This window comes from Solwaraspora sp. WMMA2080 (genome assembly GCF_027497395.1).
Taxonomy (GTDB): domain Bacteria; phylum Actinomycetota; class Actinomycetes; order Mycobacteriales; family Micromonosporaceae; genus Micromonospora_E.
This window is the reverse complement of sequence record NZ_CP114910.1, coordinates 4,653,841-4,666,848: the sequence shown is the minus strand read 5'-3', so window position 1 is coordinate 4,666,848 and position 13,008 is coordinate 4,653,841. Positions and strand designations below refer to the sequence as shown.

The following is a 13,008-nucleotide window of genomic DNA, read 5'->3' as shown; positions in this document are numbered from 1 at the left end:
GTGCCTGGCGTGCATCCGCCGGCGTCGCACCGTCCCAGTCTGCTGAGACGAGCGCTGCAGGTCGCCGTGGTCGGTGCCTTCGCCGGATTCATCGGCTGGGCCCTCGCCAGCCAATGGTCGCAGGTCCGAGCCACCGCTACGGACCTGACCGTCCCCAGTCTGCTCCTGGCCACCGCCGGGGCCATCGTCGCGCTGTGGTGCAACTTCCTGAGCTGGCGGGCGATCCTCGCCGACTTCGGTAGCCGGATACCACTCGGTGCCGGCATGCGGGTCTTCTTTGTCGGACAGCTCGGCAAGTACCTGCCCGGCAAGCTGTGGCCGATGCTCACCCAGGCCCGGCTGGGCCGGACCTACCAGGTTCCCGGTCGATCCTCCGCAGCAGCGGCGCTGCTGGTCATGGCAGTCTCGCTCGGCACCGGCCTGCTCCTTACGGTGTGTCTGTTGCCGCTGGTGAGCCCGGCGGCCTTCGATCGCTACTGGTGGGCGTTGCTGGCCCTGCCGCTGGCCGCAGCGGGGCTCTGGCCTCCGTTGCTCAACCGGGGTCTGGCGATCGCCATGCGCCTGGCCCGCCGCGAGCCGATGCCGCGGCCGCTGTCGCTGAGCGGGATCGGCCAGTCGGTGCTCTGGTCGGTACTGGCCTGGCTGGCGTACGGCGGGCACATCTGGGCGCTGCTGCGGGGTCTCGGCGCAGCGGACGGCCCCCACCTGGTGTTCCTGTCGATCGCCGCGTTCGCCGGCTCCTGGGCGATCGGATTCCTGCTGATCGTCGCGCCGGCCGGGGCCGGACCTCGGGAGGCCGCGCTGGTGGTCATCCTCAGCGTGAGCGTGAGCCAGCCGATCGCTCTGGTCGCGGCCGTGGTGTCCCGGCTGTTGATGATCGTGGTCGATGTAGCCGCACCGGCGGTGGCGGTGCTGTTGGCCAACCGGTTCCCCGGCGGCGAACCTCGTCAGCCGGGCCTGGCTGACCGGACCGACGAGGTGGACAGCGCTCACCACAGCCGATCCGAACCTGGTTAGACTGCGCCCGTGCGCTGGCTGGTGTTCGGGACCTACGAAGCCCAACGTCATCCCCGCGTCGCCGTGCTAATCGAAGGTCTGCGAGCGGCCGGCGACGCCGTCATCGAGCTCAACGCCCCGCTGGGGCTGGACACCGCCGGGCGGGTCGCGATGCTGCGCCAACCCTGGCGGCTGCCGCTGCTCGCGGTCAAGCTGGCCCGTTGCTGGGCTTCGCTGGCCTGGCGGGCCCGCCGCTTCCGCCGGCCCGGGAAGGTCGACGCGGTTCTGGTCGGGTATCTGGGGCACTTCGACGTACGGCTGGCCCGCCGGTTGTTTCCCGGTACCCCGATCGTGCTGGACCATCTCGTCTCGGCCGCTGGAACGGCCCGTGACCGCGGTCTCGCCACCGGCGGTGGGATCAAGGGTCGGTTGATGCGTGCGATCGACGACGGCGCGCTCGGCAGCGCCGACCTCGTCGTGGTGGACACCACCGAGCACGCGGCTGCGCTGCCCCCTGCGGCAGCCGACAAGGGTGTGGTCGCGCTGGTCGGCGCCGGACGGGAGTGGTTCGCCGCCCGACGGCCGGATGCCGCTGAGGTGTCCGGCCCGCTGCGGGCCATCTTCGTCGGTCTGTACACCCCGCTGCACGGCACGGCGGTGCTCGGGGCAGCTCTGGCCGACCTCGCGGCGGACGAGTCGGTCGAGGTCACCATGGTCGGCACCGGCCAGGAGTACGCCGAGTGCCGCGCCGCCGCAGCCGGCAACCCTCGGGTTACCTGGATCGACTGGGCCACCCCCGACGAGCTTCCGGCCCTGGTGGCCGGGCACCATGTGGCGCTGGGCATCTTCGGCACCACCGACAAGGCCCTCAACGTCGTGCCGACCAAGGTCTTCCAAGGGGCCGCCGCCGGCTGCGCCGTACTGACCTCGGACACTGCGCCGCAGCGGCGGGTGCTCGGCGAAGCGGCCATCCTGGTGCCACCTGGCGATTCGACGGCGATCGCGGCCGAACTTCGGTCGTTGGCCGCGGACCGGCCTGCGCTGCGCCGATGGCAGCAGGCCGCCGGCCGCCGGGCCGACGAGAGCTTCCAGGCTGCCGCGGTGACCGAGCCGGTCCGGCAGCGTGCCGGCAGCCTCACGACGGCCGACAGGGTGGCGGGCCGATGAGCGCTCCGGGCCGACCACCGTTGTCCCCGCGCGCGGCACTGCGCTGGGACATCGTCCGCCGGCAGATCGCGGCCCTGCAGCCGACGAACATCCTGGAACTGGGCTGCGGGCTCGGAGCCGTCGGCACCTACCTGGCCGGCGCAGCGCCGTACACTGCGGTCGAGCCGGACGATCAGAGCTTCGCCGTGGCACACCAGCGGATCACCCCGCATGGCGGAACGGTGATCCACGGCGATCACCGCAAGGCGCCGGCCGGCACGACGTACGACCTGGTCTGTGCGTTCGAGGTGCTGGAGCACATCGAGGACGATGCCGCCGCGCTCGCGGCCTGGCTCCCGTTGGTCCGTCCCGGTCGGCAGCTGCTGCTGTCGGTGCCGGCCGATCCGCACCGGTTCGGTCCGTCCGATGTGTTGGCCGGGCACTACCGGCGGTACACCGCCGACCAGTTGCACGAGGTCCTCACCGCTGCCGGTGCCGAGCAGATCAGGATCATCCACTACGCGTGGCCGCTGGGCTACATCCTTGACATCGTACGCGACCGACTCGCTGCCCGGCGCACCGCGACCGCGGCGGAGAGCGCGCAGGACCGGACACACACCTCGGGGCGGCTTTTCCAGCCACGCGGAGCGCTGGCCGGAACACTGATCAGGGCCGCCGTTGCGCCGTTCGCGGCGGTTCAGCGGCTGCGCCCGGGGCATGGGCCAGGGCTGGTCGCCGTGGCGACCCGCCCCGCCGTCTCAGCCTGATCTAAGGTGCCGGCGTCTGTCGGATCAGTCGACGGCCGGCAGCGCCGATCGGATGTCCGCGACCCGCAAGAGGCCGTACCGGCCCTCGGTGTCGACCACCGGCACCGACTCCGGCACCCATCCTTGACGCAGGTCGGTGCGGAAGAGGATCAGATCATCCGGTTGTGCCTGCGACAGCACGTCGGGACTCATCACCGCCGGTGGCAGATCCCAGTAGTAGGCGACCCACCGGGGGGTGCTGATGTTCATCACCCAGGCACGCTGCTGCTGGGGACCAGGGGCGTAGGCGTCGACCAGCCGGCCGGCGTCAGCTGGCTCGTAGACGTAGTCCCGGGCCGTCGGCCCCAGAGCTATCGCCCCGAAGGCGACCGACAGGCCGACCCCGGCCGCGATACCGGCGCTCGCCGACACCAGCGTCGGGACACGCCGCACGATGAGATCGAACAGGGCGCCCATCGCGACCACACCGGGAATGAGCACCGGGTAGGCCCAGTAGTCGTGGATGAACGACCCGTTGTTCAGCCCGATCACCCACGCCCCGACGAAGGCGAGCGTGACCAGCAGGTAGAACCGGGTCCGCCGGACGAACAGACCGGCGACGGCGGCGATCGGGAAAATCACCAGGTACCAGGTGGGCAGCAGCTCGGTCGCGTAGTCGCGCTGGCGGACCAGGAACTGTCGGGCGGTGAACCCCCCACCAGCCGTACGGAACTCGGTCTGGCTGGTCAGGTCCTCCATACCGCTGACCCCGACGATGAAGGCGAGGCTGACCAGGACGCCGAGCACCATGCTGGCTCCGACCGCGACGGTCACCCGGTCCAGCCGGCGGGCGGCAAACAACCACAGGCCGAGAACCGCCGCCAGGCCGATCCCTGGCCAGGACGCCAGGGTCGCGAGCAACGCGGTGACACAGGCACAGACCACCAGCCAACGCGGTGGATCGGCACGCTTGCGTAGTGCAACGATGGTGGCGGACATGGCCAGGATCAGCCCCATGTCGAACATCAGCGGGCTGTACAACCAGAAGAACCCGGTCGCCGCCATCGTCCCGACCGCGACAAGGGTGGGGATCCAGGCAATCGCAAATGCCCGGAGCAGTGCCGCAGCGGCCGGCACCACCAGGAGGCCAAGCAGGAACGGGCCGATCAGGATCTCGTACGCGCCACTACCCGGCAACAGACCGAAGGTGGCGTCGAGCATGTTCAGCAGCGGCGGATGATGTGCGTACGCCTGGTCGCTGTACGGCGACCAGTCGGCGCTGAACGACGAGCCAACCAGGCCCTTTTCCTGCAGATTGCGCAGGTGCAGCCCGTGCCGGGCGAAGATCCGCCCAACGTGGTTGTCGCCGAACGGCAGCGCCAGCTGCGGTATCCAGGTCGCCGCCACCACAGCGGTGATCGCGGCGACGCCGAACCAACCCCACCGATCGACCCGCTTGACCGTGGCTCCCCCCTCGGTGGGGGCCGGGCCCGGTTCCGTCGGGCTACCGGACCGGCCGGTCAACTGCTCCGGCGGATGCTTGTCGGAACCGTTCCCGGGCTGCTCACCGGGGTGGGCAAGTTGGTCGGCCGCACTGGAACCGGGCGAGGTCATCCGTCGGACCGCGATCGCACGATGAGGTCGGCGAGTAGCGCCACCGCCCCGATGATCAGCGCGGTCATCACGATCATGATGGTGTTCGTCGCGATCCTGACCGGGTTGGCCACGACGTCGTAGATCACCTTGCCGATACCGAGGGCGAGCAGCCACAGGGCCGGCGGCATCAGCACCTTGAGCGGGTTGAAGTACATCACCATCCGTAGGACCTGCAGGATGTAGCGGTAGGCGTCCTTGACGAAGTGGAACTTCGACGAGCCGGAGCGCTTGGCGTAGTCGATCGGCAGGTACCGGACCTCGTGCTGGTTGTGCAGGAACGCCATGGTGATGGTGGTGACGCAGGAGAAGCCGGGGGGCAGCAGACGCAGATACGGCAGGGCAACCTGCCGCCGGAACGCCCGTAGACCGGAGTTGAGGTCTGGAATCGACGTTCCGGTCAATCCTTCCGCCACCTTGCGGATGAGCCACTTCGCCGGGACCCGCAGCACCTTGTGCGTGCCCTGTTCGCTGGTCCGGGCACCGACCACCTGGTCGATGGCGGGTTCCTTTTCGAGCATCTGGACCAGTTCGGGGATCCGCTCGTTGGGGTACGTCATGTCGGCGTCGGTCCATACGACGATCTCGCCACGGGCCTGCTGGCTGCCGATCCGACGTGCGGTGCCGGAGCCGCCGTTGCGGTGGAACGGCATCAGCCGAAGATGCGGGAATCGCGTCTGGGCTTCCTGCAGAACCTGCAGGGTATGGTCGGTGGAAGCGTCGTCGATGGCCAGCAGCTCGTACTCGTAGCCACTGTTGTCCATCGCATCTGTGATCCGTTCGATCTCCCGGATTACGTGGTCTTGCTCGTTGTAGCAGGGAAGTACGATAGTCACGTCGAGGGGCTGGCCGGAATTGCCACGGCTGACCTCGCCGTTCGGCTCGGTCACCGGCCAAACACTCGTTCCTGGCCGTGCGAACCGGCTCGTCACCGTCATGCGAGTCTCCGAGGTCGTGGAGCGACATTGGCGGGAGTGTGCTTCCCGCTTCGCAATGCGTCATGATACCCGACCGGCCTGCTCTGACCTGCCTTTTGCCACCTCGCCGAGGTGGGGCACCTGACTGCGGCTACCCAGGGTGGATGGTGTGCGTGCACTCCGAATGAGATTCAGGTAACGCCCAGGTGTCCAGTCGGCGAAGGCGCGCCGACGACCGGGTAGCGGTCGAACCGAAGTAGGGCGCTCCCTCTCCGCAGGCGCGTTCACGAGCCAGCTGCGGTGGCCCGGCTGGACTGCCAGCGGCGCAGCGTGTCCTTGATCCGGTCGTTCTGTTCGTAGGTGCGGTCGAGTCCGGCGTACAGAGTGCCGAGGTCGTGGGCGATCCCGTTCGAGGAAGGCGGCGACCTCGCCGGAGTCCGGGCCGCCGCCGCGCCGGGTGACCGTCGGGAGGCGTCGGCGTGTTCGTGGCTGAACCTAAGTAGGGCGAAGTCAGCTGAGAACGCGTCGAGGTGAGGCTGACGCACGTCAAACGCGAGAATAACGTGCGTCAGCCTCACCTGATCATGGATCGACCCGCCACAGCCAGCGCAGGGCGTCCGGCAGCAGCACGCCGCTGTGGTTCGGGTGGTGGCCGCCGTCGCCGAGCACGAGCCGGAAGTCGTACCCCGCTTCCGCCAGCGCGGCCGCGACGCGCAGGTTGCTGGCGAGCCAGTTGTCCTCCGGCTCGTTCCAATTCAGGTCACGGTGCCCGGCCTGCAGGAAGATCCGCAACGGCTTGCCCGGGGTGTCCCTGATGAGCTCGGGGTAGGGGTTGCCGCCGGGCATCTGGACGAAGCTGGACAGGCAGCAGAGCACCCGGCGGAACCTGTCCGGGCGCAGCCAGGCAGCGGTAAAGGCACAGTTCCCGCCGCTGCTGATGCCACAGATCCCCCACTGCTCCGGGTCATCGGTGATCGGAAAGCGCTCCGTCACCTGCGGGACGATCTCGTTCAACAGCAGGTTGGCGTAGCGGTCGTCGAAAACGTCGTACTCGACGTTGCGCTGCCTGCGCCCACCGCCGCCAGCGCCAGGACCAGCACCGTCAACGCCAGCACCATCGTCAGGCAGAGCTCCGGGGTCGACGAAGAGGCCGACCGTGGGCGGGAGGTCGCCGTAGTGGATCAGGTTGTCCAGGACGATGCTGCCACGGACCTCGCCGGCCGGGTCCAGGTTCCACCAGCCGTCCTGGAACACCAACAGGGCAGCCGGGCGCGACGGGTCGTACCGCGCCGGCAGGTGCACCCAGAACTTCCGGAACGTACCCGGGTAGACGGCGCTGTCCGCCCAGTCGAACTCGATGGTCCGGCCGGCCGGCACGCCGGGCTGGCGTAGCGAGTCGGGGCCGTGCAGGTAGCGGACGTCGGACTGGTCGACCGGCAACGGCCGGAACGGCACCTGCACGGTGTTCAGGCGGTGGCCAGGGGTTCGAGGACGTCGCGGCCGCCGAGGTACGGCTGCAGCGCTTTCGGTACCCGTACCGAGCCGTCCGGCTGCTGGTGGTTCTCCAGGATCGGGATCAGCCACCGGGTCGTGGCGAGCGTGCCGTTGAGGGTGGCCACCGGCTGGGTGCGGCCGTCGGTGTCGCGGTAGCGGATGTTCAGCCGGCGGGCCTGGAAGGTGGTGCAGTTCGACGTGGAGGTGACCTCGCGGTAGCGGCCCTGCGACGGCACCCACGCCTCGCAGTCGTACTTGCGGGCTGCGCTGGTGCCGAGGTCACCGGCGGCGACGTCGATCACCCGGTACGGGATCTCCACCTTCGCCAGCATCTCCTCTTCCCAGGCGAGCAGCCGCAGGTGCTCCTCGTGCGCCTGCTCCGGCGGGCAGAAGGAAAACATCTCCACCTTGTCGAACTGGTGCACCCGCAGGATGCCGCGCACGTCCCGGCCGTACGAGCCGGCTTCCCGCCGAAAGCACGACGACCAGCCGGCGTAGCGCGTCGGGCCGTCCAGGGTCAGGATCTCGTTCGAGTGGTACGCCGCCAGCGGCACCTCGCTGGTGCCGACCAGGTACAGGTCGTCGGCTTCCAGCCGGTAGATCTCGCTGGCGTGCTCGCCGAGGAAGCCGGTGCCTTCCATCGACTCCGGCTTGACCAGCACCGGGGTGATCGTCGGGGTGAGGCCGTACTCGACGGCCTGGGCGATGGCCAGCTGCAGCAGACCGAGCTGCAGCAGCGCGCCGACGCCGGTCAGGTAGTAGAAGCGGCTGCCGGAGACCTTCGCGCCACGTTCGACGTCGATCGCGCCGAGCGCCTCACCGAGCGCCAGGTGGTCGCGGGGATTGTCGATGTCGGGGCGCTCACCGACCTCCCGCAGGACGACGTAGTCGTCCTCGCCGCCGGCCGGCGCGCCGGCCTCGATCAGGTTGGGGAAGGCCAACTGCGCCCGGCGCAGCGCCTGCTCAGCCTCGGTGGCGGCAGCCTCGGCCGCCTTCACCTGGGCCGACAACTCCTTGGTACGGGTCAGCAGCTCGGCCTTCTCGGCCGGGTCCGCCCGGGGCAGTCGCTTGCCGAGCTGCTTCTGCTCGGCGCGCAGCGCCTCGAAGGCCTGCACCGCCGCGCGGCGGGTCTCGTCGGCGGCGATCAGATCGTCCACCCGGGACTCGGACTCGCCGCGGGCACGCTGGCTGGCACGGAAGAGGTCCGGGTCGTCACGGAGCAGTCGGAGATCGATCACGGGAGTCAACGATACCGGCCCGCCGTATCGGCCCGCGCGCAGGTTTTCGGCCGGCTCACCAGCGGGACGTCCTCACCAGCGGGGTGTCTGATGCGGCGGGTTGTCCGGCCGGACGAACGGTGCGGTCGGCCCAACCGTCAGATCGGCGGGTGCACCCCCGCCCGGCTCCGGGCCGGGATCCGCACCACCGTCGGCGACCGCACCGCCACCTCCGGTGCCGCCACGGCCGGTCGTGGTCCGCCCGGCCAGGTACAGCGCCAGCAGCAGCGCGCCGACGCCGATCAGGCCGACGGTCACCGCCGTACCGACAGCCACCTGCACCTCCACCTCGGCGGGTACCCGCAACGCCGAACGGATCAGCTGGTCGCCGGTCAGCATCACCGTGACCAGCAGGGCGAGCAGCCCGGCACCGGTGGTCAGCCCGGCGATCCGTACGTCGGGTCGGATCCGGTGGGAGCCGAACAGTGTCAGTGCCGTGCAGACCAGCAACGCCAGCAGGCCGAGCAGGTACCCGGTGCCGTAGGTGCCGAGTTCGGCGAGCAGCACGGTGTCGGCGTAGGAACCGCCGTTTCCGGCGTCGATTCCGGGGATCTCGAAGTCCAGCCATTCGCCGCTGAGCGAGCCGGCCGCGGCGAGCACCCCGACGGCGGCGAGCAGCAGGCTCGGCAGGTTGCCGCGGCCGGCCGGGCCGAGTCGGGTCCCGGCCACGGTACGGGCCCGGTCGACCGTCGCGGCCGTCGCGCCGGACAGCCGGTCGGTGACAGCCGTCCAGCGTCCGGGGCCGGAGCCGGAGCCCGGGTCGGGGCCGTCGACCGGCGGGGTGGCGTCGCCGCCGAGTTCGAGCACCGCCGGCTGGTCGGCCGGCGGGCCGGAGGACGCCGGTGCCGGAGCCGGTGTGGTTCGGACCGCCGGCGGCACCGGCGTGGTCCGGGGTGGTACGGGTTCCGCGCCGCCGCGGCGGCTATCGTCGTCGGGCATCGGGGTCCGAGCCTCCTCGGTGACCTTGCACGGGCATCGTCGCGTCGGGCATCGAGGTGAGCTAGCGTCATGCCCATGCCTATCCGTACCGCATCTGCCCGCTGGCAGGGCAATCTGACCGAGGGTTCTGGCACTATCCGCACCGGGAAGGGCGGGTACGAGGGGAACTATTCGTTCCGGTCCCGCTTCGAGGAGGGTGAGGGCACCAACCCTGAGGAGCTGATCGGCGCCGCTCACGCCGGCTGTTTCTCGATGGCGTTCTCGAAGGGCCTGGCGGACGCCGGGTTCACCCCGACGTCGGTGCAGACCACCGCAAGCGTGCACCTGGACAAGACGGACGCCGGGATGACCGTCACCCGGATCGACCTGGAGACGGTCGGCGAGGTGCCCGGCGTCGATCCGGAGACCTTCCAGAAGCTGGCCGAGGCGGCGAAGGCGAACTGCCCGATCTCCCGTCTGCTGTCGCCGGGTGCCGAGATCACCTTGAACGCCAGTCTCTCCGTCTGACCGCTCGCCAACGACGCCACCCTGACGATCCTGGGCCTGTCCGACCCGTCGACCGATCGCACGGTCGTCGATACCTGGACAAGCCCAGGATCGTCCCCGGCGGCCGGTCGTGCGGCAGAATGGACCGATGCCGGTCGACATGAGCCGCGAGCGCTTCGAAGAGCTGGTCGGGGAGGCGCTGGACGAGGTTCCGGCCGAGCTGCTGCGGCTGATGAGCAACGTGGTGATCCTGGTCGAGGACGACACCCCGCCGGGCGAGCCGGAGCTGCTCGGTCTGTACGAGGGACACGCGCTCACCAGTCGGGGCTGGGACTACGCCGGCGTACTGCCGGACCGGATTCTCATTTTCCGGCACCCGATCCTGCGGATCTGCGCGACCGAGGCCGACGTGGTCGACGAGATCGCGATCACCGTGGTGCACGAGATCGCCCATCATTTCGGCATCGACGACGAACGGCTACACGACCTGGGCTGGGGTTGACCAAGGATGGTCCGGCCGGGCGATGACGTGCGGTTGCGCGGGTTACCTACCCTTCGGTCGATCAACCTGACCAGGAGGAACCCATGCGCAGTGCCCTGTTCTCCGCCGATCACCTGGAGAAGGAGTCCGCCCAGCCCGGGCTGCGGCTGCAGAACTCCAAACTGCTGAAGATCGAGCTCAACGGCGAGGCGATGGCCCGGACCGGTTCGATGGTCGCCTACCAGGGCCACGTGCAGTTCCAGGCACTCGGCTCCGGCGGTCTCGGCAACTTCATCAAGCAGAAGCTCACCGGCGAAGGCGTACCGCTGATGAAGCTGACCGGCCAGGGTGACGTGTTCCTCGCCAACGAGGCCGCCGACGTGCACCTGATCGACCTGGAGCCGGGCGACGCGCTGTCCATCAACGGCTCCAGCGTGCTGGCCTTCGACTCCACGCTGCAGTACGACATCCGGATGGTTCAGGGGATGGGCTTCGCCTCCTCCGCTGGCCTGTTCAACTGTGTCTTCACCGGGCAGGGCCGGCTCGCCATCACCACCAAGGGCACCCCGGTCGTGCTCTCCGTCGACCAGCCGACCTACGTCGACCCGCAGGCCGCCGTCTGCTGGTCGGCCGGCCTGCAGACCGGCTACCACCGGGCCGAGCAGTTGGGCATCGGTACGCTGCTGGGCCGGCGCACCGGGGAGGCGTTCACGATGAGCTTCGCCGGCCAGGGATTTGTGATCGTCCAGCCGTCCGAGGAGCCGCCGGTGCGCGGCGCCGGCCAGATGCCCCAGTAGTCCGATCTCAGTCCGGGCGGCTCGGTCCGGCTGGTTCGGTCCGGGCGGCTCAATCCGGGCTGGCTCAGTCCAGCTGGCCGGCGCGGACCCGGGCCAGCCAGGCGGCTGCCTGCGCGTACTCGTCGTCGTGCCGGCCGGCCGGCCCACCCGTGGTGCGGCCGCCGGCCGCCGGCGGCCAGTCGTGCCGTGGGTAGGAGCCGAGGAACCGCACGTCGGCACAGACCCGCCGGAGCCCGCGCAACGCGTCGCCGAGCCGGTCGTCGGCGACGTGCCCGGAGCAGTCGAGAAAGAAGGCGTACCGGCCGAGCGCCTCCCCGGTCGGTCGGGACTCGATCCGGGTGAGGTTGACCTCGCGGACGGCCAGCTCCATCAGCACCGCGAGCAGGGCACCGACCCGGTCGTGGGCGATGTAGACCGCCAGGGTGGTGATGTCGTCGCCGGTCGGGGTCGGCGGCGGGCCGGGGCGCTGGACCAGGACGAACCGGGTCACCGCGTCGGCGTGGTCGGCGATCTTGTCGGCCAGCACGGTCAGCCGGTGGGCGCTGGCGCCGATCGGCGCGCAGATCGCCGCGTCGTACTCACCGGCCGCCGCACCGACGGCCGCCGCACCGTTGGACAGTACGTCGGCCACGGCGGCGTTCGGGACCTGCCGGCGCAGCCAGGACCGGCACTGGGTGGACGCCTGTGGGTGGGCGGCGACGGTGCGGACCCGCTCGAGCGAGGTGCCGGCGGGTGCGGCCAGCACGAAGTCGACCGGCAGCACCACCTCCTGGGTGATCACCAGCGGCTGGCCGTTGGTCAACTCGTCGAAGGTGACGCCGACCGCTCCGCCGACCGAGTTCTCCAACGGCACCAGGGCCGCGTCGACGTTGCCGGCCCGGACCGCGTCGAGCGCCTCAGGCACGCTGCGGGCCGCAACCCGATCGCCCTGCCGGGCCGCCGGGATCGTCAGCAGGGCCTGCTCAGCGAAGGTGCCTTCGGGGCCGAGGAAGGCGAATCGGGTCGGCGCGGGGACGGACATGCCGGCCAGCTTACGGAGTGGTCGGCGGGATCGGCACCGACTCGCAGGCGAGCGTACGGATCCCGGCCGGCGCGCCGACCCGGACCGGGATGACGCAGACGTCCGTACCGGCGGTGACCAACGTGAACGAGGTCGGCGACCCTTCGGTGACCACCTGCAACGGCTCCCTGGACGGGATCTGCACCACGGTGTACTGCCAACTGCCGGCGCAGCGGGGTGCCACCGGCACACTGACCTGGACGCCGGCCGGTAGCAGCCCGTCGGTGCGGCGCAGCAGCGCCACCACCTGGGCGGCGGATGGCCGCCCGGCGCAGTCGACGGCGACGGCCACCGGGAAGCCGTCTGCCGGCGCGGAACGGCTCGGAGAGGCCGACGGCACACCGGACGCTGACGGTGTGGGCGTACCTGGCGGTGCGCTCGACGGTGGGCCGGTCAGTGCCGGCGCCGGCGCCGGGTCCGCCGTCGAAGCGTCGACCCCGGGCGGCCGACCGCAACCGGCGAGTATCGATATGCCGACCAGCGCCGCGCTGATCGGCAGCAGTCCACGACCGGGTGCCCGGCTGCGCCGGACGGGGTGCCGGCTGCCGGTCCGAAACCGTTGACGTGCGGACAGCACCAGCTCATGGTACGGCTGCGCCGGCGACCCGGTGACCGCTGCCGGTCAGCGTGGCCAGGGCTTCGGACAGCCGGACCGTCGGCACCAGCAGATAGTCCGTGTCGAAGGTCGAGAATGCCACGATGTTGACCCGGGCTTCGGCCAGCGGGCCGGCGAGCGACGCGAGGACCCCGGTCAGCGCGAGGTCCAGCGGGCCGACCACCCGCAGGCAGCGCCATGGCGTCTCGACTTTGGCGTCGGGCGGCACCCGGTCGGTGCGGCAGATCACCGACACCTCGTCCTCGGTCCAGGTCACCGAGACGACTCCGGCGGTGGGGCCGGCCAGGAACTCGGCCGGCAGCGAAGATCCGGCCGGTAGGCGGCAGACGGCGTACTCCGCTGGCAGCAGGTCCAGGTCGAGCATGAGGGCAGCGTACGGCAGAGGCGTCGACCGGCGGGC

At 70.5% G+C, this 13,008-nt stretch carries 15 protein-coding genes; 6 read left to right on the top strand and 9 right to left on the bottom strand.

The features are described 5' to 3' along the window. Positions 1-9: 9 nt before the first annotated feature. From O7543_RS21180 to O7543_RS21170, 3 genes are read left to right on the top strand one after another with little or no spacing between them, the layout of a single operon-like run. Entirely contained in the window at positions 10-1,017 is a 1,008-nt protein-coding gene (locus O7543_RS21180; RefSeq protein WP_281552242.1) for a lysylphosphatidylglycerol synthase domain-containing protein, read from the top strand. A gap of 9 nt (positions 1,018-1,026) precedes the next feature. After that, entirely contained in the window at positions 1,027-2,163 is a 1,137-nt protein-coding gene (locus O7543_RS21175; RefSeq protein WP_281552243.1) for a glycosyltransferase, read from the top strand. Then, entirely contained in the window at positions 2,160-2,909 is a 750-nt protein-coding gene (locus O7543_RS21170; protein WP_281552244.1) for a methyltransferase domain-containing protein, read from the top strand. The genes O7543_RS21175 and O7543_RS21170 overlap by 4 nt, the downstream gene beginning before the upstream one ends. A 24-nt stretch (positions 2,910-2,933) precedes the next feature. Here O7543_RS21170 and O7543_RS21165 read toward each other — a convergent pair whose 3' ends face one another. The 6 genes from O7543_RS21165 to O7543_RS21140 all read right to left on the bottom strand — a co-directional run bounded on the left by O7543_RS21165 (position 2,934) and on the right by O7543_RS21140 (position 9,168). Next, complete coding sequence (locus tag O7543_RS21165; RefSeq protein WP_281552245.1) at positions 2,934-4,502, bottom strand: hypothetical protein; 1,569 nt, start codon at positions 4,500-4,502, stop codon at positions 2,934-2,936. Continuing rightward, the gene (locus O7543_RS21160; protein ID WP_281552246.1) at positions 4,499-5,377 is read right to left on the bottom strand and encodes a glycosyltransferase family 2 protein; all 879 of its coding nucleotides are present in this window, start codon (positions 5,375-5,377) and stop codon (positions 4,499-4,501) included. Before O7543_RS21160 ends, O7543_RS21165 begins: the two co-directional genes overlap by 4 nt. Before the next feature lie 365 nt (positions 5,378-5,742). Further along, on the bottom strand, positions 5,743-6,036 hold the full coding sequence (locus O7543_RS21155) for a hypothetical protein (RefSeq protein ID WP_281552247.1): 294 nt from the start codon (positions 6,034-6,036) through the stop codon (positions 5,743-5,745). A gap of 4 nt (positions 6,037-6,040) precedes the next feature. Beyond that, complete coding sequence (locus O7543_RS21150; protein ID WP_281555760.1) at positions 6,041-6,928, bottom strand: alpha/beta hydrolase-fold protein; 888 nt, start codon at positions 6,926-6,928, stop codon at positions 6,041-6,043. Further along, positions 6,925-8,190, bottom strand: a complete 1,266-nt coding sequence (gene serS, locus O7543_RS21145) for a serine--tRNA ligase (RefSeq protein WP_281552248.1) — start codon at positions 8,188-8,190, stop codon at positions 6,925-6,927. The genes O7543_RS21150 and serS overlap by 4 nt, the downstream gene beginning before the upstream one ends. Positions 8,191-8,262: 72 nt before the next feature. Then, a complete protein-coding gene (locus tag O7543_RS21140) occupies positions 8,263-9,168 on the bottom strand; it encodes a hypothetical protein (RefSeq protein WP_281552249.1) in 906 nt (301 codons plus the stop codon). Positions 9,169-9,243: 75 nt separating this feature from the next. Between O7543_RS21140 and O7543_RS21135 the strand changes: the two genes are divergently transcribed. The 3 genes from O7543_RS21135 (at position 9,244) to O7543_RS21125 (ending at position 10,932) form a co-directional block, all read left to right on the top strand. Beyond that, entirely contained in the window at positions 9,244-9,675 is a 432-nt protein-coding gene (locus O7543_RS21135; protein ID WP_123606752.1) for an OsmC family protein, read from the top strand. A 127-nt stretch (positions 9,676-9,802) separates the two neighbouring features. Continuing rightward, a complete protein-coding gene (locus tag O7543_RS21130) occupies positions 9,803-10,156 on the top strand; it encodes a metallopeptidase family protein (RefSeq protein WP_281552250.1) in 354 nt (117 codons plus the stop codon). 83 nt (positions 10,157-10,239) lie between these two features. After that, the gene (locus tag O7543_RS21125; protein ID WP_281552251.1) at positions 10,240-10,932 is read left to right on the top strand and encodes an AIM24 family protein; all 693 of its coding nucleotides are present in this window, start codon (positions 10,240-10,242) and stop codon (positions 10,930-10,932) included. A gap of 64 nt (positions 10,933-10,996) precedes the next feature. Here O7543_RS21125 and pheA read toward each other — a convergent pair whose 3' ends face one another. The 3 genes from pheA to O7543_RS21110 are packed head-to-tail and all read right to left on the bottom strand — an operon-like array spanning position 10,997 to position 12,972. After that, a complete protein-coding gene (gene pheA / locus O7543_RS21120; RefSeq protein WP_281552252.1) occupies positions 10,997-11,953 on the bottom strand; it encodes a prephenate dehydratase in 957 nt (318 codons plus the stop codon). Between the two features lie 10 nt (positions 11,954-11,963). Then, the gene (locus tag O7543_RS21115; protein WP_348650031.1) at positions 11,964-12,569 is read right to left on the bottom strand and encodes a hypothetical protein; all 606 of its coding nucleotides are present in this window, start codon (positions 12,567-12,569) and stop codon (positions 11,964-11,966) included. Between the two features lie 4 nt (positions 12,570-12,573). Continuing rightward, positions 12,574-12,972 carry an ACT domain-containing protein gene (locus tag O7543_RS21110; protein ID WP_281552253.1) on the bottom strand — a complete coding sequence of 133 codons (399 nt, stop codon included), beginning with the start codon at positions 12,970-12,972 and terminating at the stop codon, positions 12,574-12,576. Between the last annotated feature and the right edge of the window lie 36 nt (positions 12,973-13,008).